Raw genomic sequence first — 22,915 nt, forward strand, 5'->3', positions numbered from 1 at the left:
CTCCGCTCCATACGGGCTACGAACCCCCGTCGTTTCGAGAGAGTTTTACCACACCGCGCCAACACCTTACCCGCCGCCACCCCACGATTCATCCGCCCAGCCGCTTCTACTGTGCATGGGGTTGTTTTCGCGATTTTGCTCTGGAGGGGTCAGCCGGCCCGTGAATCCATTTGACTCCTCCCCGATTCTGATTCGACTCCGCGCCGTCCCCAATTTTAAGGAACCTGTCATCAAATCGGCGCTTGTGCGGCAACCCAAAACTCCATCTAGTGCGATGAAACACAGGGTCCCGCGACATGTTGCGTGAACGGAACAGGACTCAGGGGCGAGTCAGCGATTCGGCCGCGATTCGTTCTAGAGTCGTTCCGAAGCTTAAGGCCAACGGGAAAAGCGTCGCAAAGTGAGACAGTTGCGCGGGATTTTTGGAAACCGCTCCCACACCACCACCGGTGTCATCGCCCGGCTTGACCGGGCGAACCAGTACGCCGAGGCGGCTGTGGTTGAGCGGACAGGCCGCGGCGTACTCGATGCCCCGGTCAAGCCGGGGCATGACAGCGGAAAACGTGGCTTCGACGCAGCGTTCGGAGACATGGCCGACGGGTCCTACCGCTGACCCGCCCCAAACAGCACTGACATTCGCCCCAATCGCCACTACCTAATCCCTGGACATGGCCTTTTCCTCTTCCCCCTTCGCTTCCGAGCGGCTGCCAGGCGCCGGCGTCACCGCAGTGCTCGGGCCGACCAACACCGGCAAGACCCATCTCGCCATCGAGCGGATGCTCGCGCATTCCTCCGGCGTGATCGGCCTGCCGCTGCGGCTGCTCGCGCGCGAGGTCTATAACAAGATCGCCGATCGCGCCGGCCCCGAGTCCGTCGCGCTGATCACCGGCGAGGAGAAGATCAAGCCGAAGAACCCGCGCTATTGGGTCTCTACGGTCGAGGCGATGCCGCGCGACCTCGACGTCTCCTTCCTCGCCGTCGACGAGGTCCAGATCGCCTCCGATCTCGAACGCGGCCACGTCTTCACCGACCGCATCCTCAACCGCCGCGGCCGCGACGAGACGCTGCTGCTCGGCGCCGCGACGATGCGCCCCATTATCGAGCGGCTGTTGCCCGGCGTCTCCATGATCACGCGGCCGCGGCTGTCGAGCCTCGAATTCGCCGGCGACCGCAAGATCACGCGCCAGCCGCGCCGCACCGCGATCGTCGCGTTCTCCGCCGACGAGGTCTACGCCATCGCCGAGCTGATCCGCCGCCAGCACGGCGGCGCCGCCGTGGTGCTCGGCTCGCTGTCGCCGCGCACCAGAAATGCGCAAGTGTCGATGTTCCAGAACGGCGACGTCGATTATCTCGTCGCCACCGATGCGGTCGGCATGGGCCTCAATCTCGACGTCGATCACGTCGCGTTTGCCTCCGACCGCAAGTTCGACGGCTACCAGTTCCGCCGCCTGACACCGTCCGAATTCGCCCAGATCGCCGGCCGCGCCGGCCGCGCCACGCGGAACGGAACGTTCGGGACGACAGGCCGCTGCGCACCGTTCGAGCCCGAGCTCGTCAACGCGCTCCAGAACCACACCTTCGACAGCGTGAAGATGCTGCAATGGCGCAATTCGAAGCTGGATTTCTCCTCCCTCGGCGCGCTCCAGGTGTCGCTGAACCTCGCCCCCGGCCATGAGGCGCTGACGCGCGCGCCGATCGCCGAGGACATGCGCGTGCTCGACCACGCCGCCCGCGATGCCGATGTGCGCGATACCGCACATGGCAAGGCCGCGGTGGAACGGCTGTGGGAGGCCTGCCAGGTCCCGGATTACCGAAAGCTGTCGCCGGCGGCCCACGCCGAGCTCGTGACGACGCTGTACGGCTTTTTGATGCAGAAAGGCCGCATTCCCGATGCCTGGTTCGCGGCCCAGATCGACCAGGCCGACCGCATCGACGGCGACATCGACACGCTGTCGGGCCGGATCGCGCAGATCCGCACCTGGACCTTCGTCGCCAACCGGCCGGACTGGCTCGCGGACCCCGAACATTGGCAGGGAATCGCGCGGGAGGTCGAAAATAAATTATCGGATGCGCTCCATGAACGCTTGACTGAGCGTTTCGTTGATCGCCGGACCAGTGTATTGATGCGCCGCCTGCGGGAGAACACGAGCTTGAATACGGAAATCGGCAAGACCGGCGAAGTCATCGTCGAAGGCCATGTCATCGGCCGTCTCGATGGCTTCACCTTTGCACCGGATGCGGCGGAAGCCGGCTCCGATGCGAAAGCCTTGCAGGCTGCCGCACAAGCGGTGCTCGCGGGCGAGATCAATGCGCGTGCCGAGAAACTGGGCGGCGCGCCCGACGAGCAGTTCCTGCTGACGTCCGACGGCACCATCCGCTGGACCGGCGACGCCGTGGCGCGGCTGACGGCCGCCGAGGAGGCGCTGCATCCGCGCATCCGCATCATCTCCGACGAGCGCCTGACCGGGGCTCCTCGTGACAAGGTGCAGGCCCGGCTCGATCTCTGGCTCAAGACGCATATCGAGAAGCTGCTCGGGCCGATGTTCGAGCTGTCGAAGGCGGCTGACGTCACCGGCATTGCCCGCGGCATCGCATATCAGCTGGTCGAGGCGCTCGGCGTGCTGGAGCGGCCGAAGATCGCCAATGAGCTGAAGGATCTCGACCAGCCCTCGCGCGCGACGCTGCGCAAATACGGCGTCCGCTTCGGCGCTTATCACATCTATTTCCCCGGCCTCCTGAAGCCCGCCGCGCGCGCGCTCGCCGCACTGCTGTGGGCGCTGAAGCAGGACAATGTCGATCTCTCGTCGCTGTCCGGCGCGCAGCATTTGGCAAGCTCGGGCCGCACCTCGTTCCCGGTCGACAAGCAACTGCCGCGCGATGCCTATCGCGTGCTCGGCTACAAGCAGGCCGGCGAGCGCGCCGTGCGCGTCGACATTCTGGAGCGTCTCGCCGATCTGATCCGCCCGGCGCTGGCCTGGCGCGAGAATTCGCCGGGCGACAAGCCCGCCGGCGCGTTCGACGGCCGCAGCTTCGTGGTGACGCAGGCGATGACCTCGCTCACGGGCTCGGCCGGTGAAGATTTCGCCTCGGTGCTGCGCGCGCTCGGCTATCGCATGGAGAAGCGCGCGCCGCTGCCGCCGAAGCCCGCGGCGCCCGCCGCGGAGACGCCGGCTGTTGAGGCCGGTGCCGAGGCTGTGACGGAAGCTGCTGCGACCGAAGCGGCTAGCGCCGAGACGCCGGTCGAGGACGCCGCGGCACCCGTGGACAGCGCGATCGAAGCCGCCGCCGAGCCGGTCACCGTCGAAGACGCCCCCGGCATGGAGCAGCACGACGAGCCCGCCCATGAGGAGCCCGCGCTCGAAGCATCGAGCGAAGCCCCGGTCACGCCGGAAGATGCCCCCGGCATCGCGCCGCCGGCCGAAGCGACCGCAGCACCTGCCGAAACGGCTGATCTCGAGGCCGCTCCCGCTGAGGCCGCCGCAACGGAAGCCGCTGCATCGGCCGATGCAGCCGCGCCCGTGGAGGCGGCAGCCACGCCCGCCGAGCCCGAGCTGGTCGAGGTCTGGCGTCCCGGCGGCCGTCACGAGGATCGCAAGCCGCGCCACGAGCGCCATCGCCATCAGCGTCACCACAATCAGCCGCGCGCCCAGGACGGCGCGCAGGCCAGTGCTGCGCCCGCGGAAGGCGAAGCGGCGCAGGCCGCCGACGGCGAGAAGCGCGAGCAGCGGCATCGCCACGGCGGTGGTCATCGCAGGGACGCTGGCAGGGATGGCGGCAAGGATTTCCGCAAGCCCCGCGAGGGTGGCGCCGAAGGCGCGCCGCGCCAGGAGGGGCGTGACGACAAGAACCGCAGCTTCCAGGGTCGGGATCAGGGCAAGGATCGCGACAAGGATCGCGATCGCAACAAGGGCAAGTTCGGTGGCGATCGCGACAAGGGCCGCGACAATCGTGGCCGCGACCGCGACAAGGGCCGCGACCGCCAGGGCGGGCCGTCGCTGCGTCCCTACGCCTCCAGCGCCAACCCGCGCGAGCGCGATCGCCCGATCGATCCGAATTCGCCGTTTGCCAAGCTCGCTGCGCTGAAGGAGCAGCTCGCGGGGCGCAAGGAATAGCGTTTCAAGCGAAGTGCGGAGCGGTTCGCGTGAAGAAGACGCGTGAAGAGGAATAACGCCCACGACCGAGCGCCAGCGCCTCGACAAATGGCTGTGGCATGCGCGGGTGGTGAAGGCGCGCACCTCCGCGGCTGAGCTCGTCGAGTCCGGCCATGTTCGCGTCAACGGCGGGCGCGAGACATCGCCGGGGCACGCGATCAAGATCGGCGACGTGCTGACGATCGCGCTCGATCGCACCGTGCGCGTCTTGAAAGTCGCCGCCTTCAACGAGCGCCGTGGCGATGCTGCTTCTGCGCGCGTGCTCTACGAGGAGCTCACTGACGCAAAGCGCAATTAATTGCGCTTCGTATTCATTTCTTGGTCGATCACGCGCGGAAAGCCGTCATGATCGGTCGTTCCTGATCTTGCAGCGCCGGGCCATCCGCGCTACGCAAGCCGCGACTTTTAAAAGAGCTTTTCGGAGCGTTGGATGACTTACGTCGTCACTGAAGCCTGCATCAAGTGCAAGTACACCGACTGCGTCGAGGTCTGCCCGGTCGACTGTTTCTACGAGGGCGAGAACATGCTCGTCATCCATCCTGACGAATGCATCGACTGCGGCGTGTGCGAGCCGGAATGCCCCGCCGATGCCATCAAGCCGGACACGGAACCGGGCCTGGAAAAGTGGCTGTCGGTCAATGCCGACTACGCCAAGAGCTGGCCGAACATCACCCAGAAGAAAGAATCACCCGCCGACGCGAAGGAATTCGACGGTATGGAGGGCAAGTTCGAGAAGTATTTCTCCCCGAACCCCGGTTCCGGGGACTAATTTGGGCCCAAACTTAACCCTATTAGCTTCAAACGCGCCGAAAACCAGCCCTCACGACCCCTAAATCATTGATTTTTGCGGGAAATGTGCTATATTGGGCACATTAAGCTGAACCCCGTCAGCCCCGTTGGCCCCTCTGGGTTCCCGTGAAACCAAATGTCGAACAGGGGCGTGGCAGTTTCCGCGCGCAGGCTGTGTCACAGAAAACGCGTAAAAAGAGTACTTCTGCGAGGGCTTCCCATAAGGAGGCCAAGAAAGTCGCCACGGCCAGCCGTAGCGCATCCAAGGGCCGTGCCGCCACGAAGGCTCCGGCTGCAAAGTCCTCCAAGAACAAAAGAAGCGCAATGCCTAACAAGACTGCCAAAACTGCCGCGAAAGCGACCGTTTCCAAGCCTGCTGCTGCCAAGGCTCCCGCTGCCAAGCCCGTTGCTCCGAAGGCGCCCGTTGCCGCTGCCCCCACCAAGGCCCCCGTCGCTGCCAAGCCGGCCGTGAAGGCGGCTGCGCCCGCGCCGAAGGTCGAGGAAAAGAAGGTCGTGACCCAGCGCCAGGGCTTCAAGGCCAACGAATTCGTCGTCTATCCCGCTCACGGCGTCGGCCAGATCCTGGCCATCGAGGAGCAGGAGATCGCCGGTGCCAAGCTCGAGCTGTTCGTCATCAACTTCATCAAGGACAAGATGACGCTGCGCGTGCCGACCGCGAAGGTCGCCAATGTCGGCATGCGCAAGCTCTCCGAGCCGGCGCTGGTGAAGAAGGCGCTCGAGACGCTCAAGGGCCGCGCCCGCGTCAAGCGCACCATGTGGTCGCGCCGCGCCCAGGAATACGAAGCGAAGATCAATTCGGGCGACATCGTCGCGATCGCGGAAGTCGTGCGCGATCTCTACCGCTCCGAGTCGCAGCCCGAGCAGTCCTACAGCGAACGCCAGCTCTATGAAGCGGCGCTCGATCGCCTGTCCCGCGAGATCGCGGTGGTGCAGCACTCGACCGAGACCGAAGCGGTCAAGGAGATCGAGGCCCAGCTCGCCAAGAGCCCCCGCCGCACCGGCGCCAAGTCCGAAGCCGCCGAAGGCGAAGCGGATGCCGAGGGTGAGGCCGACGATACCGATGGCGACGACACCACGGTCGCCGACGAGGCCGCGTAAGCGCCTCTCGCGTTCATCGCAACAGATCAAAAGCCCGGCCGAATGGCCGGGMTTTTTGTTTTTGCGTGTGCCGTCTCGCGTTCCATGTCCGCCACGTCGCGACGGTGGGTCAACAAATGCAGTGTCGTCCCGGCGAAGGCCGGGACCCATTACCCCAGGGAGAAGTTGTAGCGCGGGGCTGGCGACCACGAGTCTTCGCCAAACCAAATCCTGTGGTTATGGGTCCCGGCCTTCGCCGGGACGACGAGGGGAGAGAGCCTAGGTTTATTTCACCGGCCGCTTTTCCAGCTTCCTCGCCAAGGTCCGCCGGTGCATTCCGAGCCGGCGCGCCGCTTCCGAGATGTTGAAATCCGTCTCGATCAGGGTCTGGTGGATGCGCTCCCATTCCAGCGTCTTGATCGATGTCGGCCGCACATCGAGCGCGACCTCGGCATTGCCCTCGGCCTTGTTGAAGGCAGCCTCGATGTCGTCGGTGTTGGAGGGCTTTGCCAGATAGTGGCAGGCGCCGAGCTTGATGGCCTCGACCGCGGTCGAGATGCTGGCAAAGCCGGTCAGCACCACGATCAGCATCTCCTCGTCGTGGGTGTGCAGCAGCTCGACGCAGGCAAGGCCCGAGGCGCCGCCGAGCTTGAGATCGACCACGGCATAGCCGAAGGAGCGCTCCTCCAGCACCTTGCGGACGTCCTCGATCGAGCCGGCCAGCACCACCTCATAGCCGCGGCGCTCGAACGAGCGCTTCAGCGTGCGCGCGAATCCGGCATCGTCCTCGACGACGATGAGCGAGCGGTCAGGCGTCAAAGCTGCCTCCGATCGCGAGCGTTGCGAGCGGCAGCGTCAGGCGGACGGTGGCGCCGCGCTTCCTGTGGTTCTCGGCGGTCACGCTGCCCCCTAACTTGCGCACCACGTTCACCACCAGGAACAGGCCGAGCCCGCCGCCGGCGCGGCCCTTGCTCGAATGATAGGGCTTTCCGAGCTGCGCCAGCATCTCCGGCGCAAAGCCCGGGCCGCGGTCGCTGATCGACAGCACGAGATTGTCGCCCTCGCGCTCGGCCAGAAGCTCGACCCACTCGCGCGAAACCTCGTAGGCATTGTCGAGCACGTTGAAGATCACCTGCTTCAGCGCGACGTCCGAGACGATCGCGACGTCCTCGCCGAAGGTGTTGACGAAATAGAGCGTGCGCGCCGAGCGCGCATCGCGCCACTCCTCGACCAGCGCGGTGACGAAGGCCGTGACCGTGGTCGGCGAGGATCCTTCGCCGCGCGCTTCTCCCGCCGACACCAGGATGCCCGTGACGATCGATTTGCAGCGCTGCAGCGAGGTCTCCATCTCCGCGAGATCCTCGGCGAGCTCCTGATCGGCGGCGAGGTCCGGCATGCGGCGCCAGTCGCCGAGGATGACCGAGAGCGAGGCGAGCGGGGTGCCGAGCTCATGCGCCGCGCCGGACGCCAGCAGGCCCATGCGGACGATGTGATCCTGCTCGGCCGCATGCTGGCGCAGCGCCGCCAGATGCGCATCGCGCTCGCGCAGGTTTCGATTGATGCGGGTGACGAACACGACCAGCAACACCGCGTTGAGAACGAAGCCCAGGAGCATGCCGGCGACGGTGAGGGTGTAGCTTTCGCCCAATGGATTCGGCGGCAGGTCGAGCGGCCGGTACGCGATCGTCAGCCAGACAAAACTCGCGCAGGTCAGGGCGACCAACGACCAGGTCGAACGGGCATTGAGCAGCACGGCCCCCAGCGTCACCTGGAGCAGGAACAGCGAGGTGAAGGGGTTGGTGGCGCCGCCGCTGAGGTAGAGCTGCGCGGTCAGCGCGGCGACGTCGAGCATCAGCGCGACCAGCAGCTCATTGTTGGTGATCGCGGCGCGATGGCGCACCCAGACCAGGCTCGAGACATTGAGCAGCACCAGCGCGCCGATCACCGCGCCCATGCGCGCCAGCGGCAGCGGAATGCCGAGCCAGAAATGCACGCCACCGATGGTCACGATCTGACCGACCACCGCAGTCCAGCGCAGTTGGATCAGCAGCGCCATGTTCTTGCGGTTGGTTTCGTCGTCGGTCGGCGCAGCGCCGATCAGCTCGCTGCGCGCATCCGCCTGCGATTGCAGCGTGACGGCCAGCTCGCCACGATGGGCAAGCGTGTGGGGAAGCGTCTTCCCGTCGTCAGGTCGGCTCGACGATCGTTCCAGCATCTGATCCCGTCCTGCGCGCGGCAGCATCGCCGGCCGGTTCGTGGACGAAGCGCCTGCGGCGGAACAGCCCGCCGCCGAATGTGACGAAAAGTTTACCGGCCAGCATGAAAGCCAGGGCAAACCACGTCAGCGCATAGATCAGGTGGTTATTGGGAAAGCGGATCACGGTCAATCCGCCGATTGGCCCGCTGCCGGATTGTGATCCGGCGTCGGCATCGATGAAGAAGGGCGCGACGTGGTCGAGGCCGCGTGCCGCGGCAATCGCGGCGACATCCCGCGAGTACCAGCGGTTGTGCTGGGGGACATTGGTCCTGAGGAATCCGCCTTTCGGCTCCGTCATCCGCAACAGGCCGGTGATCTCGACCGGGCCTTGCGGATTGCCGTCGTGGCGCGTCGATGCGTCGCGCCGCTCGGACGGCACGAAGCCGCGGTTGACCAGGACCAGCGTGCCGTCGTCGCGCCGAAGCGGCGTCAGCACCCAATAGCCGGGGCCTTCCTCGGTGACGGCCTGAACCAGCGTCTCGCGGTCATGCAGGAAGCGGCCGGCGACGGCGACGTGCCTGTATTCGTCATTTGCGGCGGTGACCGCCGGCCACGATGCCGGCGAGGGGACCGGCCGTGCGGCGGCATGGACGCGCTGCTCGACGCGGTCGATCAGCGCCAGCTTCCAGGCGCGGCGTTCGACCTGCCAGACGCCGAGAGCGATCAGAAGCGCGATGGCCGTGAGCGAGAGGACGATGAGCCACAAGGAAGGGCGCGCAGGCTTGCGGCGCGCGCCCTTGCTTGCTGTCATGGTCCCGGTCTCGCTCACTTCATCCCGGTCATCTGGTGGATCGGCATCATGTTGCTGTTGAGGTGGTTCATCACCCACAGCGAACCGGACAGCGCGATCACCACCATGACGATGGTGAAGATCAGCGCCATCATGCTCCAGCCGTTCTCGGACTTGGTGTTCATGTGCAGGAAGTAGATCATGTGCACGACGATCTGCACGACCGCGAAGGCCATGATCACGAGCGCGGTGATCTGCTTGCTGGGCAGCGCGCCGCTCATCACCAGCCAGAACGGGATGGCGGTGAGGACGACCGAGAGCACGAAGCCGAGCACATAGGTCGAGAGCGAACCGTGGGCGTGGCCGTCGTCGTGGTGATGGTCGGCGTGGGCGGCGTGGGTGTCGGTGTTCATCGCAGAACTCCCAGGAGATAGACGAAGGTGAAGACGCCGATCCAGACCACGTCGAGGAAGTGCCAGAACATCGACAGGCACATCAGGCGGCGGCGGTTGGCCTCGATCAGGCCGAACTTCCAGACCTGCACCATCAAGGTCACCAGCCAGATCAGGCCGCAGGAGACGTGCAGGCCGTGGGTGCCGACCAGCGTGAAGAAGGCGGACAGGAAGGCGCTGCGCTGCGGCGTCGCACCCTCATGGATCATGTGGGCGAACTCGGTGAGCTCGATGCCGATGAAGGCGAGGCCGAACAGGCCGGTGATGGCCAGCCACATCTGGGTCTGGGCGATCTTGTTCTGCTGCATCGTCAGCATGGCAAAGCCGTAGGTGATCGACGACAGCAGCAGCATCGAGGTGTTGACCGCGACCAGCGACAGGTCGAACAGGTCCTTCGGCGCCGGACCGGCGGCGTAGTTGCCGCCGAGCACGCCGAAGGTCGCAAACAGGATCGCAAAGATGAGGCAGTCGCTCATCAGATAGATCCAGAAGCCGAGCGAGGTGCTGTACCCTTCCGGGTGCGGGTGCTCGTCGGCGAGGTAGAACAGCGGCTCGCCCGTTTGGGCAGGATTGACAGCGACCGTCATTTACTTGGCTCCGGCGAGCAGTTTGGTGCGTGCGTCCTCGGCCCGGATGACGTCGTCGGCCGGAATGTCGAAGTCGCGGTGATAGTTGAAGGTGTGACCGATCGCGACGGCGAGCATCGCGATGAAGCTCGCGGCCGCCAGCCACCACATGTACCAGATCAGGCCGAATCCCATCGCGGTGGCAAAGCCGGCGAGGATGATGCCCGTGCCGGTGTTGCTCGGCATGTGGATCGGCTTGAAGCCGGTCAGCGGACGGACGTAGCCGCGCTTCTTCATGTCCCACCACGCGTCATTGTCGTGAACGACGGGGGTGAAGGCGAAGTTGTAGGCCGGCGGCGGTGAGGACGTCGCCCATTCCAGCGTGCGCGCATCCCAGGGATCGCCGGTGACGTCCTTGAGCTGCTCGCGCTTGAGGAAGCTGACGGCGAACTGCATCAGCATGCTGAGGATGCCGAGGAAGACCAGGAACGCGCCGATGCCGGCGATGATGAACCAGATCTGAAGGCTCGGATCGTCGAACACGCGAAGCCGCCGGGTCAYGCCCATCARGCCSAGCACRTAGAGCGGCATGAAGGCGASRTAGAAGCCGGTGACCCAGAACCAGAACGACAGCTTGCCCCAGAACGGATCGAGCTTGAAGCCGAACGCCTTCGGGAACCAGTAGCCGATGCCGGCAAACGCGCCGAACACGACGCCGCCGATGATCACGTTGTGGAAGTGCGCGATCAGGAACAGGCTGTTGTGCAGGACGAAGTCGGCCGGCGGCACCGCGAGCAACACGCCGGTCATGCCGCCGAGCACGAAGGTCAGCATGAACGCGATCGTCCACATCATCGGCAGCTCGAAGCGGATGCGGCCGCGATACATCGTGAACAGCCAGTTGAACATCTTCGCGCCCGTCGGGATCGAGATGATCATCGTGGTGATGCCGAAGAAGGAATTGACGCTGGCGCCCGATCCCATCGTGAAGAAGTGGTGCAGCCAGACCAGGTACGACAGGATGGTGATGACCACCGTGGCGTAGACCATCGAGGTGTAGCCGAACAGCCGCTTGCCGGAGAAGGTCGAGGTCACTTCCGAGAAGATGCCGAAGGCGGGGAGAACCAGGATGTAGACCTCGGGATGGCCCCAGATCCAGATCAGGTTCACGTACATCATCGGGCTGCCGCCGAAATCGTTCGTGAAGAAATTGGTGCCGACATAGCGGTCGAGCGAGAGCAGCGCGAGCACCACGGTCAGCACCGGGAAGGAGGCGACGATCAGCACGTTGGTGCAGAGCGAGGTCCAGGTGAAGACCGGCATCCGCATCATGGTCATGCCCGGCGCCCGCAGCTTGACGATGGTGCAGATCAGGTTGATGCCGGACAGTGTCGTTCCGACGCCCGCGACCTGGAGACCCCATATGTAATAGTCGACGCCGACGTCGGGACTGTAGCCGATGTTCGACAGCGGCGGATAAGCGAGCCAGCCGGTACGGGCGAATTCACCGATGAACAGCGAGGCCATCACCAGCACCGCGCCGCCCACCGTCATCCAGAAGCTGAAATTGTTCAGGAACGGGAACGACACGTCGCGCGCGCCGATCTGGAGCGGCACGACGAAGTTCATCAGGCCGGTGACCAGCGGCATCGCCACGAAGAAGATCATGATGACGCCGTGGGCGGTGAAGACCTGGTCGTAGTGATGGGCGTTGAGATAGCCTTCGGAGCCGCCAAAGGCGAGCGCCTGCTGCAACCGCATCATCAGCGCGTCGGCGAAGCCGCGCAGCAGCATCACGATGCCGAGGATCATGTACATGATGCCGATGCGCTTGTGGTCGACGCTGGTGAACCACTCGCTCCAGAGATAGCCCCAGAGGCGGAAATAGGTGAGCCCGGCGAGCAGGACGAGGCCGCCGGTCGCCACCACCGCGAAGGTGCCGACGACGATCGGCTCGTGCAGCGGCAGCGATTCGATGGTGAGCCGGCCGAAGATGAGCTTGAGAAAATCAGGAGACATGCGAGCTCTCTTTAGGAGTCTGACTTCGGACGTTGTCCGAGGAAGAAGGACGAAGACTTGAGCGGCGTGAAGGTCGGCCGCTTCAGCCCGGCGCCGAGCAGCGGCGCGGTGTCGAGCGGCGCCTTGATCGCGGCCGTGGTCTGGCCCTGCGGCGCCTCGGGCGTGCAGGTGCCGGCGACGAAGGTCGGCTCCGGCCCAAGCGCCGTGCCGCGGCGGGCGTACTTGTCGTAGGCCAGCGGCAGGGTGTTGTTCAGGCCCTCATGGCCGTTGCCGCCCTTGGCATCGATGGCCATCATCTCGCTCTGGCACATCTTGCCGGTCTCGACGCACATGTTGAGGATCAGGCGATAGAGATCGGTGTCGATGCTGCCGTAGCGCCGCACCGGCTCGTTCTGGCTCGGCTTCTCGAGCTGGAGATATTCGCCGCGGCCGAGCGAGCCGCCGGCCGATTTGGCGCCGGCGACCCAGCCGTCAAACCCCTTGTCGTCGAGAGCATGGAAGGCGAAGTGCATGCCGGAGAAGCCGGCACCGCTGTAGTTCGCCGAGAAGCCCTTGTAGGTGCCGGAATGGTTCACGACGGCGTGGAGCTTGGTCTCCATGCCCGGCATGGCGTAGATCTGGCCGGCCAGCGCGGGGATGTAGAACGAGTTCATCACCGAGGACGCGGTGATGCGGAATTTGATCGGACGATCGACCGGCGCTGCGAGCTCGTTGACGGTGGCGATGCCGTAGTCCGGATAGATGAAGAGCCACTTCCAGTCGAGCGCGACGACATCAACCTCGAGCGGCGCCCTGGACTGGTCGACGGCGCGCTCCGCGTTGATGCGGCCGAGCGTGCGATAGGGATCGAGCAGATGCGTGCCCATCCAGGTCAGCGCGCCCAGGCAAACGATGATCAGCAGCGGCGCCGACCAGATCACCAGCTCGAGCTTGGTCGAGTGGTCCCAGTCCGGCTCGTAGCGCGCGGCGGTGTTGGACTGGCGGTAGCGCCAGGCGAACAGCACCGTCAGCGCCATCACGGGGACGACGATCAGGAGCATCAGGACGGTGGAGATGATGACGAGGTCGCGCTGTTGGGCGGCGATGTCGCCGGCTGGCGCCAGCACGACGTAGTTGCAGCCACTGAGCGCTACGGCCAAAGGTAGTAGCGCCAGGATCTTGAGACGAGACACGGGCTGAGCCTTATGAGAATGAGTTTCCTTTGCGGGGCCAACGGGTAGCTGCGGCGCAGCAATCCGGACATTGGACAATTTGTCCAATGTTGCAGTGCGGAATGTTGCGCCAGAGAGAACCAGATTGCCCGGCGCCCGCCGGGTGGTCGGCTTTGGTTTTCAGGACGTTAAGGGCGCACGAATGGCGACGGCACAGACCCCCGCAATGGCAGACCTCCACTCGGGCGAGCATGGCCACGACCAGGCCAGTCCCGGCGAGATCGCCATCGGCGTCATCATCGGCCGCACCTCGGAATTCTTCGACTTCTTCGTCTACGCCATCGCTTCGGTGATCGTGTTTCCGCGCCTGGTGTTCCCGTTTGCGAGCGAACTGACCGGCACCCTTTATTCCTTCACGATTTTCGCGCTGGCCTTCATGGCGCGCCCGCTCGGCACCGTCATCTTCATGACGGTCGACCGGGAATACGGCAAGACGGCCAAGCTGGTCGCCGCGCTGTTCCTGCTCGGCACCGCCACTGTCGCGATCGCGTTCCTGCCCGGCTATCACGACATCGGCGCCTCTGCGATCTGGCTGCTGGCGCTGGCGCGCATCGCGCAGGGTCTGGCCTGGGGCGGCGCCTGGGACGGGATGGCCTCACTGCTGGCGCTGAACGCGCCGCCCTCGAAGCGCGGCTGGTACGCGATGGTGCCGCAGCTCGGCGCCCCGCTTGGGCTGATCGTGGCGAGCGCGCTGTTCGCCTATTTCGCCGGCAATCTGTCGGCCGACGACTTCTTCGACTGGGGCTGGCGCTATCCGTTCTTCGTCGCCTTCGCCATCAACGTCGTGGCGCTGTTCGCCCGCCTGCGCATGGTGACGACGGAGGAATACGCGTCGCTGTTCGAGACCCGCGAATTGCAGCCATCGCGCATCTCCGACACTGTCGCCCGCGAAGGCCACAACATCATGCTCGGCGCGTTCGCGCCGCTGGCAAGCTTCGCGCTGTTCCACATGGTCACGGTGTTTCCGTTGTCCTGGGTGTTCCTGTTCACCCGCGAAAGCCCGGTGCGCTTCCTGATCATCGAGATCGTCGCCGCCGTGTTCGGCGTCGCCGCGATCGTGGCCTCCGGGATCATCGCCGACCGCGTCGGCCGCAAATCGCTGCTGATGGGCTCGGCGATCGCGATCGCGGTCTATAGCGGTTTTGCTCCGCAACTGCTCGACGCCGGCGCGTTCGGTGAGACCATCTACATGGTGATCGGCTTCATCCTGCTCGGCCTCTCCTTCGGCCAATCCTCGGGCGCGATCGCCTCGAACTTCAAGCAGATGTACCGCTACACGGCCTCGGCGCTGACCTCGGACATGGCCTGGCTGTTCGGCGCCGGCTTTGCCCCGCTCGCAGCTCTGTTGCTCGCGACCAATCTGGGCGTCATCGCCTCGGGCGCCTATCTGCTCTCCGGCGCGTTCTGGACCCTGCTGGCGCTCTGGCTCAGCGGCCAGCGCGAGGCGGGCGACATGGACGCGGGCGGTTAAGCTCACGCGCATGTCGTCCTGGCGAAAGCCAGGACCCATTACCCCGCCTGTTCATTGTTGAAGCACGCTGGAGCTACCAGCGTGCCCATTCCGGTATCCTGTGGTTATGGGTCCCGGATCTGCGCTTACGCTTGTCCGGGACGACGGCGGAGCTTGCGGAGCCAGCGCGCCTCAATCCGCGACGACCTTCACGCGATCCCGCACCTTCACCTGCGCGGTGCGATCGAGGCCGTTCAGCACGCGGAAACGCTCGGCGGGGTGATCGACGCCGGCCATCCGGTGGGAGAGCGATTCCACGGTGTCGCCGGGCTGCACGGTGATGACCTTGATGCGCAGCGGACGGGCGGCCTGGATTTCGTCGAGCGTCAGGCGGCGGAATGAATTGACGGTCTCGCGCGCATTGCGCTCGCTCTCGGTCGACTTCTGCCGCGCAGCGAAGATGAAGCGATAGACGTCGCTGCCGAAGCGCAACGCATAGACCTTGAACTGCCACTGATCGCCCTTGGCGGTGGCGGACGCAGCCGGAAAGCCGTTGATGGTGATATCTTCGGTGGAGGCCTTCTCGACGCCTTCCATCCAGCCTGAATTGAGGTAATCGCCGAGCGACTGTTCGGACGGCACGCGGACGACGTCGAAGCGCATCGCCTGCGAGCCGCCGTCGCGCACGCCGATCACGGCCTGCGCCGTGTTGTCGAGCGTGAAATTGTCCGGCGCCTGGAAGGTGAAGCCGAGCTTCGGATGCAGGAAGCGCCGGCCGCGCACAAAACCTTCGCTGGGGTCTTCGCCATAGACGAGATTGTCGATCGCGGCGAGGTAGGTCTCGCGATCGCGTTCGGCGCCTTCCGGCGCGGCGTACTGCCGCGCGATGGTCTGCGCATTCTGGACGCGCTCCGGGGTCGCCGGATGCGACGAGGTGAAGTCCTGCGCGCGCGGATCGAGCGAGGTCTTGCCGACCTTCAGTTCGGCATTGCGCTCCATCGCCGAAAGGAACCGTGCAGCACCATAAGGGTCGAAATGTGCCTTGGCGGAAATGCCGACGCCGATGCCATCGGCCTCGAACTCCTGGTTGCGCGAAAAGCTCGCCATGGTGAGCTTGGTCTTGGCGAGCGCGAGCGCGGTGAGGTCGGGGTCGTTGCTCATGTCGGTGACGACGCGGGTGACGATCGCGGCCTGGCGCGCCTGGTCCTCGCGCATCGCGGCGTGCTTGGACAGCACATGCGCCATCTCGTGGCTGAGCACGGAGGACAATTCCGAGGTATCGCTCGCAAGCGCAAGAAGCCCGCGCGTGACGTAGAGCTGGCCGTTCGGCAGCGCGAAGGCGTTCACCGCGCCGGAATTGAGGATGGTGACCCTGTAGCCCTGGTCGGGGCGGTCGGAGGCGGCGACCAGCCGATCGACGGTTTTGGTGACGAGCGATTCGAGCCTGGGGTCGTCATAAGTCCCGCCATAGCTCGCCAGGATGCGCTCGTGCTCCTTTTCGGTCGCCGGGGTCTGCGCGACGGCCGGCTTGGGTTTTGGGAGCGCGACGGTCGGCGGGGCTGCCGTGGTCTGGAACCGGCCCATATCGCCGCAACCAGCAAGAAGCCCGCCCAGCAAAAGGCAAAGCGCGGCCGGCGCAGCCCGAAGGCGGCGTCCTTCGCCCTTTTTGTGCTGTTCTAGCACCCCATTCACGTCGCTTAACCCGTGCCCGGCCTTTAAGGCCTTACCCCAGTAGGCTCGTTTGCGCCCAGCAATTCAACCTGTCCCAAGAGACGCACATCGATACGCGGCCCCGTCGTCCCCTCAACCCAGCCCCGGACTCGAATACGACGATTTTCCAAGGACTTAAGGGTAAATCCGGCGTTCTCGAACGCCGGCAACGTGCGCTTTGAAATAGTCACCGCAAAGCCGCRTGTCCAGTTCCGTCCGAAGTTGAGGTAGGTCACTGCCCCAGCTTGCCGGACCGACAGGACTTTGCCCTCGACCACCAAAAAGCGCCCGATCCCGGCCAAAWTATCGTCCGGACTTTCCGCGTTTTTTATGGCCGACGGGTCAGCCCAGCTGCCCTTTTTTTGGCGCCTCGCCTCGGCTTCCGACGACATCAGGGCCGCCGCGCAATCCTTGTCCGCGATTTCGGCGGAGACGATCGCCTCGCCCTGGGCAAGCAACATGGCCTGCACGGAGGCGTCGCTTTCGCCGACGAAGATGAACGCGCCCTGGCGGCCGTAACGGTCGGGCGTGTCGTCAGCGCCGCGCAGGGTCACGTCGCGGCCGACGAGAAGCGACGTCAGCGCCTGCTTCGTCGTTGCGGTCGGCTCGACGCCGGCGAGGCGGATTTCGCGGCCGTCGTCGAGGCGCACGCCGCGTGCATCGACGATGGCCGCGACGCGGCCCTCGCCCTGGGATTCGAACTGGCACGGTGTGGCGAGCGCGACATCGTGAGCTGCGATGAAGAGGGCCGCTGCGACTACTATGAAGGTGAGGGATCGCGTCACGTTGCCCGGAGAGGTTGCGTTACGCTCTAGCTTTAACCCAGGCGTAGCGGGTCGCGAAGAGGCTTCCTCACACTCCGTCATTGCGAGCGCAGCGAAGCAATCCAGAATCCCGCCGCGGTGACAGTCTGGATTGCTTCGCTGCGCTCGCAATGTTGAAGCATCTTGCGTCATCCCACCATTCCGCTTTGCGGAAAACGCGTGACGATCGCGCGACCTGCACGCCACCCGCGCTTGCTGCGCTCTCGCGCATGCGGCATGATTGCGGCAATCGCGATAGCCAAGAGCTATAACCAAGAGCAATAACCAAGCCGCCATCAGAGTACGGCGCGATAAGGGAGGCCTTTTTCAATGAAGAGAATTTTGTCGGGCATTTTTGCCGCGTCGTTCGCCCTGAGCGCAAGTGCCGTGCAGGCCCAGGACAAGCCGCCACTGAAGATCGGCGGCATCCTCGACATGTCGAGCCTGTACGCCGACATCACCGGCGCCGGCAGCGAGACCGCGGCCAAGATGGCGGTGGAGGATTTCGGCGGCGAGGTGCTGGGACGCAAGATCCAGGTGCTGGCCGCCGACCATCTCAACAAGGCCGATCTCTCCGCCAACATCGCCCGTGACATGCTCGACAATCAGGGCGTCGAGATGATCTATGACGTCGCGGCCTCCGCGACTGCGCTCGCCGCCGGCGAGATCGCCAAGGCGCGCAACAAGATCATCATCTTCAACGGCCCCGGCTCGATCCGCCTCACCAACGAGGCCTGCGGTCCCTACACCGTGCACTACGTGTTCGACACGTTCGGCCAGGCCAATGTGACCGGCCTTGCGGCCGTGAAGTCGGGCCTCGACACCTGGTACTTCCTCACCGCCGACTACGCCTTCGGCCAGGATCTCGAGAAGGACACCAGCAATGTGGTCGTGAAGACCGGCGGCAAGGTGCTGGGCAATGTCCGCCATCCGCTCAACACGTCGGATTTTTCGTCATTCCTGCTTCAGGCCCAAGCCTCGAAGGCCAAGGTGATCGGGCTGGCGAACGCCGGCGGCGACACCGTCAACGCCATCAAGCAGTCGGCCGAGTTCGGCATCATGAAAGGCGGCCAGAAGATCTCGCCGCTGCTCGCTTTCGTCACCGACATCGACTCGATTGGGCTGGAGACGGCGCAGGGCCTGCTGCTGGCCGAAGCCTTCTACTGGGACCTCAACGACGACACCCGCGCATTCTCGAAGCGCTTCACCGAGCGCATGAAGCGGCCGCCGACGTCGGCGCAGGCGGGCGTCTATTCCTCCGTCACGCATTATCTGAAAGCCGTGAAGGCGGCCGGCACGACCGACTCGGCCGCGGTGATCAAGGTGATGAAGGAGACCCCGATCAACGACTTCTTCGCCAAGGACGGCAAGATCCGCGAGGACGGCCGCATGATCCACGACATGTACCTGTTCGAGGTGAAGAAGCCGTCGGAGTCCAAGGGCCGCTGGGACGATTACAAGCTGCTCGCCACCGTGCCCGGCAACGAGGCGTTCCAGTCACTGGAGCAGTCGCGTTGCCCGCTGGTGAAGAAGTGACGCGAAGCGTCATCCCGGGGCTCGCGAAGCGAGAACCCGGGATCTCGAGGTTCTCAGGTGCGCAATTGCGCACCATGGTTCGATGCTTTGCATCGCCCCGGAACGACAGGATGGGCTCGTCATCCCGGGGCGCGACGAAGTCGCGAGCCCGGGATCCATCGGGCCGCAGTAACTGTTGAGAAATGGATTCCGGGTTCGCGACTACGTCGCGCCCCGGGAACGACAAAACAAACAACAACAAGGGAGACGTCCCATGAGCAACGACATGGTCCTGCAAAAGCTCGAAGCCGGGCTGCTCACCATCACCATGAACCGGCCGGAGCGCAAGAATGCGCTCAACCCGGACATGGTGCGGGGGCTGGTCGAGGCGGCACGGCGCGCGGCCGACGATCCGGAGGTGCGCGCGGTGCTGTTCAAGGGCGCGGGCGGCTCCTTCTGCGTCGGCGGCGACGTCAAGTCGATGGCGGAGGGCCGCGCGCCGCTGCCGTTCGAGACCAAGCTTGCGAATCTGCGCCGCGGCATGGAGGTCTCGCGCATCCTGCACCAGATGCCGAAGCCCGTGGTGGCGCAGCTCGATGGTGCCGCGGCCGGCGCCGGGCTTTCCATGGCGCTGTCCTGCGACCTGCGCGTCGCCTCCGAATCCTGCAAGATCACCACCGCCTTCGCCAAGGTCGGCTTCTCCGGCGATTACGGCGGCACCTATTTCCTCACCCAGCTGCTCGGCAGCGCGCGGGCACGTGAGCTCTATCTGACCTCGCCGGTGCTCACCGCGAAGGAGGCCCATGCGATCGGCATGGTGACAAAAGTCGTGCCGGACGCCGAGATCGACGCCGCCGCGCACGAGCTCGCGCTGTCGCTGGCGCAGGGCCCGTCGATCGCGCTCGGCTTCATCAAGCGCAACATCAACAATGCCGAGCATCTGGCGCTGGAAGACTGCTTCGACGGCGAGGCGATCCATCACACCCGCTGTGGCGACACCGAGGACCACAAGGAGGCCGCCAAGGCCTTCGTCGAGAAGCGCAAGCCGACCTTCCAGGGCGCATGACGATGGCGCCCTATATGCGGCTGCGGCAGATCTGCCTGGTCGCGCCGCGGCTCGCCCCCGTGATCTCCGACATCGCCGAGATCATGGGCCTCGCGGTCTGCTACCGCGACGGCAATGTCGCCAAATACGGCCTGGAGAACGCGCTGCTCCCGGTCGACACGATTCTGCTGGAGGTGGTGGCGCCGTTCAAGGGCGGCACCACGGCCGGCCGCTTCATCGAGAAGACCGGCGGCCGCGGCGGCTACATGGCGATCTTCTGCTGCAACGATCCCGACGAGCGCGGCCGGAATGCCAACGCCATGGGCGTGCGCACCGCCAACGTCATCGACCACGCGCCCTATCACGGCGTGCAGCTCCATCCCCGCGACTGCCGCGCCGCCTTCATCGAGTTCAACCATACCGACGGCAGCGACGACATTCTGGGGCCGTATCCACCGGCGGGTCCGGACTGGCAAAAATTCATCCGCAGGGATGTGACCCAGGCGCTGACAGCCGTGGAGATGCAGAGCCCGGATCCGATGGGGCTGGCGGAGCATTGGGGCAAGATCATCGGCGTTGCGCCGAGTAGCGATGCCGAGCTGAGGCTGCCTAACGCCACCTTTCGCTTCGTCAACGGCGCAAGCGAGATCATGAGCGCGCTTGAGTTTCGGGTCGCCGATGCGGCCAGTGTGCTGCATGCGGCGAGGGCAAAGGGCCACGCGGTCGCGGGCAGCGAGTTCTTGTTGGGTGGGGTGACGTTCCGTCTTGCTGCTTGAACTCTTGCCTTCGTAGATCTCAATCCGTCATCCCCGCGCAACGGCTTCGCCGTTGCGCGGGGATGACGGATTGAGAGAGTGTACGGCTCCACGAAGAAGGGAACGCCCCACATGCCGCATCCGCTCGACAGCTTCTTCGCGCCCGCGAGCATCGCGCTGATCGGGGCCTCGCGCGATCACGAGAAGATCCCGGGGCGGCTGTTGTCGATGCTGCGCAAGAACGACTATCCCGGCAAAATCTATCCGGTGAACCCGAACTATGCCAAGATCGACGGGCTCGCCTGCTACAAATCGGTCGCCGAGATCGGCGCACCGGTCGATCTTGCCGTCATCATCATTCCCGCGCGCGCGGTGCTGCCCGCACTCGAGCAATGCGCGGTCGCCGGCGTGAAGAACGCCGTCATCATTTCCTCCGGCTTTGCCGAGGAAGGCGGCGACAGTGCCGCGGTGCAGGACGCGATCGCGGCGCTGGCCAAGCGCACGGGCATGCGGATTTCCGGCCCGAATGCCGAAGGTTTTTTCAGCCAGGTGCAGCGCGTCGCGGCGACCTTCAGCCCCGCCGTGGACGTCAAGCCGGGCGTGGTGCCGCTGATTGCCACGACAAAGCGGATCGGCATCGTCGCGCAGAGCGGCGGCATCGGCTTTGCCTATTATCACCGCGCCAAGGCGCTCGGTGTCGCCGTGAGCTATGTGGTCAGCGCAGGCAATGAATCCGACCTCGGCGCCGGCGAGTTCCTGGACTATCTGGTGCAGGACGCCTCGACCGGCGTGATCCTGCTGTTCATCGAAGGCATTCGCGACGTCGACAAATTTCTCGCCGCGGCACGGCGCGCGGCCGAGCTGAACAAGCCCGTCATCGTCACCAAGGTCGGCCGTTCCGGCGCCGGTGAGCGCGCAGCCGCCTCGCACACCGCGAGCATGGCCGGCTGGTCGGCGGCGTACGATGCGGTATTCGCAAAGTACGGCTTCATCATTTCCAACGATCTCGACGAAGCCTTGACGATCGCCGCCGTGCTCGCCAGCAATCCGCTGCCGAAGGGTGATCGCGTCGCCGTGGTCACCGTTTCCGGCGGCGCCGGGATCTGGGGCGCGGATGCGGTGGCGCTGCGCGGCTTGCAGGTGCCTGAGCTCTCCGAGCCGATCCAGACGGAGATCAAAAAGCTGATGCCGTCCTACGGCAGCGCGCGCAATCCGATCGACGTCACCGCGCAAGGCGTGACCTCGGGCGGGCTTCAGAAGAGCGTCGACCTGCTCACGGCCTCCGACGAGGTCGACGCGATCCTGGTCGTGCTGTCGCTGTCGAGCGAGGTGCGGATGCCGTTCAAGGAATCCGAGCTGAAACCGGCGCTTGAAGCGCAGCGCAAACCGGTGGTGTTCTATTCCTACACGCTGCCGTCGGACTTTGCGCGCCGCGAGCTTGCGAAATCCGGCGTGGTCGTGCTGTCGGGCCTCACTTATGTCGGCGTCGCGATGCGGCAGCTGGTCGACTACGCGACGTTCAGCCTGCCCAAGCCTGCGGACCAGGCGCGGCCACCGGCGCGCGATCTCTCGGCGTATCTGAAAGCGCCAACTCTGTCCGAGGCCGACAGCAAGGCGATGCTCCGCGCCGCTGGCATCGTGCTGCCGGATGAGGTGCTGGTGAGGGACAAAGGCGGGCTCGACGAAGCAGTCGTCCGTGTTGGCTTCCCATTGGTGATGAAGATCCAGTCTCCGGATATCGCGCACAAGAGCGAGGTCGGCGGCGTGCGCGTCAACATCACGACCAAGGGCGAGGTGTTCCTGGCGTTCGAGGCCTTGCTCAACAATGCGCGCAAGCACCGGCCGGAGGCGACGATCCAGGGTGTGCTGGTCGGTCCGATGGCGAAGAAGGGCGTCGAGATCATCGTCGGCACGATGACGGACAGGACGTTTGGTCCCATGGTGATGGTAGGTCTCGGCGGCATCACCACGGAGCTGTTCCGCGACGTCGTCTATCGTCCGGCGCCGGTGAGCGCGGAAGAGGCCGGCGCCATGCTGGCGAGCCTGAAAGCCGCGCCGCTGCTGAACGGGTTCCGCGGGGCGGCCAAGGCCGACGTCGCGGCGGTGGCGCAACTGATCGCAGACATCTCAGTGCTCGCCGCGCGGCATGCGGCGGAGATCGCGGAGATCGAGCTCAACCCGGTGCTGGTGCACGCAGAAGGGCAGGGCGTGACGATCGTGGATGCGCTGGTGGTGGGGCGGAGGTAGCCAGCCAAAAAATCAGTGTCGTCCCGGCGAAGGCCGGGACCCATACCCACAGGCAGTGGTTTGGCGAAGACTCGTGGTTACCAGCTTCGCGCCACAACGTCTCCCTGGGGGTATGGG

19 protein-coding genes are annotated in these 22,915 nt (G+C 65.2%); 10 read left to right on the top strand and 9 right to left on the bottom strand.

The features are described 5' to 3' along the window. Window positions 1-409: 409 nt before the first annotated feature. The 5 genes from ACXJMY_RS14770 (at window position 410) to ACXJMY_RS14790 (ending at window position 6,059) form a co-directional block, all read left to right on the top strand. Window positions 410-613, top strand: a complete 204-nt coding sequence (locus ACXJMY_RS14770) for a hypothetical protein (protein ID WP_456620073.1) — start codon at window positions 410-412, stop codon at window positions 611-613. A 55-nt stretch (window positions 614-668) separates the two neighbouring features. Next, window positions 669-4,112 (top strand): helicase-related protein, encoded by a 3,444-nt coding sequence (locus tag ACXJMY_RS14775; RefSeq protein ID WP_456620074.1) that lies wholly within the window; start codon window positions 669-671, stop codon window positions 4,110-4,112. A 52-nt stretch (window positions 4,113-4,164) separates the two neighbouring features. Further along, the gene (locus ACXJMY_RS14780) at window positions 4,165-4,449 is read left to right on the top strand and encodes an RNA-binding S4 domain-containing protein (protein WP_456620092.1); all 285 of its coding nucleotides are present in this window, start codon (window positions 4,165-4,167) and stop codon (window positions 4,447-4,449) included. A gap of 132 nt (window positions 4,450-4,581) precedes the next feature. Further along, the gene (gene fdxA / locus ACXJMY_RS14785; protein WP_027545217.1) at window positions 4,582-4,920 is read left to right on the top strand and encodes a ferredoxin FdxA; all 339 of its coding nucleotides are present in this window, start codon (window positions 4,582-4,584) and stop codon (window positions 4,918-4,920) included. Between the two features lie 344 nt (window positions 4,921-5,264). Next, window positions 5,265-6,059 carry a CarD family transcriptional regulator gene (locus ACXJMY_RS14790; protein WP_456620075.1) on the top strand — a complete coding sequence of 265 codons (795 nt, stop codon included), beginning with the start codon at window positions 5,265-5,267 and terminating at the stop codon, window positions 6,057-6,059. A gap of 264 nt (window positions 6,060-6,323) precedes the next feature. Here ACXJMY_RS14790 and ACXJMY_RS14795 read toward each other — a convergent pair whose 3' ends face one another. From ACXJMY_RS14795 to cyoA, 7 genes are read right to left on the bottom strand one after another with little or no spacing between them, the layout of a single operon-like run. Next, window positions 6,324-6,857, bottom strand: coding sequence for a response regulator transcription factor (locus ACXJMY_RS14795; protein ID WP_456620076.1), 534 nt, complete (start codon window positions 6,855-6,857; stop codon window positions 6,324-6,326). Next, window positions 6,847-8,253, bottom strand: coding sequence for an ATP-binding protein (locus ACXJMY_RS14800; protein WP_456620077.1), 1,407 nt, complete (start codon window positions 8,251-8,253; stop codon window positions 6,847-6,849). Before ACXJMY_RS14800 ends, ACXJMY_RS14795 begins: the two co-directional genes overlap by 11 nt. Continuing rightward, entirely contained in the window at window positions 8,225-9,046 is an 822-nt protein-coding gene (locus tag ACXJMY_RS14805) for an SURF1 family protein (RefSeq protein ID WP_456620078.1), read from the bottom strand. Before ACXJMY_RS14805 ends, ACXJMY_RS14800 begins: the two co-directional genes overlap by 29 nt. Window positions 9,047-9,060: 14 nt before the next feature. Beyond that, window positions 9,061-9,438, bottom strand: a complete 378-nt coding sequence (gene cyoD / locus ACXJMY_RS14810) for a cytochrome o ubiquinol oxidase subunit IV (RefSeq protein WP_456620079.1) — start codon at window positions 9,436-9,438, stop codon at window positions 9,061-9,063. Beyond that, complete coding sequence (gene cyoC / locus ACXJMY_RS14815) at window positions 9,435-10,064, bottom strand: cytochrome o ubiquinol oxidase subunit III (RefSeq protein WP_456620080.1); 630 nt, start codon at window positions 10,062-10,064, stop codon at window positions 9,435-9,437. Before cyoC ends, cyoD begins: the two co-directional genes overlap by 4 nt. Beyond that, complete coding sequence (cyoB, locus tag ACXJMY_RS14820; protein ID WP_456620081.1) at window positions 10,065-12,062, bottom strand: cytochrome o ubiquinol oxidase subunit I; 1,998 nt, start codon at window positions 12,060-12,062, stop codon at window positions 10,065-10,067. A gap of 11 nt (window positions 12,063-12,073) precedes the next feature. Continuing rightward, window positions 12,074-13,234, bottom strand: a complete 1,161-nt coding sequence (gene cyoA / locus ACXJMY_RS14825) for a ubiquinol oxidase subunit II (RefSeq protein ID WP_456620082.1) — start codon at window positions 13,232-13,234, stop codon at window positions 12,074-12,076. 181 nt (window positions 13,235-13,415) lie between these two features. Between cyoA and ACXJMY_RS14830 the strand changes: the two genes are divergently transcribed. Further along, window positions 13,416-14,744 carry an MFS transporter gene (locus ACXJMY_RS14830; protein WP_456620083.1) on the top strand — a complete coding sequence of 443 codons (1,329 nt, stop codon included), beginning with the start codon at window positions 13,416-13,418 and terminating at the stop codon, window positions 14,742-14,744. Between the two features lie 171 nt (window positions 14,745-14,915). Here the strand turns inward: ACXJMY_RS14830 and ACXJMY_RS14835 are convergent, their stop codons facing one another. After that, window positions 14,916-16,307, bottom strand: coding sequence for a M48 family metalloprotease (locus ACXJMY_RS14835; RefSeq protein ID WP_456620084.1), 1,392 nt, complete (start codon window positions 16,305-16,307; stop codon window positions 14,916-14,918). A gap of 131 nt (window positions 16,308-16,438) precedes the next feature. Further along, the gene (locus ACXJMY_RS14840) at window positions 16,439-17,299 is read right to left on the bottom strand and encodes a thermonuclease family protein (protein ID WP_456620093.1); all 861 of its coding nucleotides are present in this window, start codon (window positions 17,297-17,299) and stop codon (window positions 16,439-16,441) included. A 267-nt stretch (window positions 17,300-17,566) separates the two neighbouring features. Here ACXJMY_RS14840 and ACXJMY_RS14845 point away from each other — a divergent pair, with 267 nt between their 5' ends. From ACXJMY_RS14845 to ACXJMY_RS14860, 4 genes are all read left to right on the top strand, one after another. After that, window positions 17,567-18,772, top strand: coding sequence for an ABC transporter substrate-binding protein (locus ACXJMY_RS14845; RefSeq protein ID WP_456620085.1), 1,206 nt, complete (start codon window positions 17,567-17,569; stop codon window positions 18,770-18,772). A gap of 253 nt (window positions 18,773-19,025) precedes the next feature. Further along, the gene (locus tag ACXJMY_RS14850) at window positions 19,026-19,817 is read left to right on the top strand and encodes an enoyl-CoA hydratase (RefSeq protein ID WP_456620086.1); all 792 of its coding nucleotides are present in this window, start codon (window positions 19,026-19,028) and stop codon (window positions 19,815-19,817) included. A gap of 2 nt (window positions 19,818-19,819) precedes the next feature. Further along, entirely contained in the window at window positions 19,820-20,572 is a 753-nt protein-coding gene (locus ACXJMY_RS14855) for a hypothetical protein (protein ID WP_456620087.1), read from the top strand. A 111-nt stretch (window positions 20,573-20,683) separates the two neighbouring features. Next, entirely contained in the window at window positions 20,684-22,798 is a 2,115-nt protein-coding gene (locus ACXJMY_RS14860) for an acetate--CoA ligase family protein (RefSeq protein WP_456620088.1), read from the top strand. The last annotated feature ends 117 nt before the right edge of the window (window positions 22,799-22,915 follow it).

Source organism: Bradyrhizobium sp. P5_C12 (assembly GCF_054049735.1).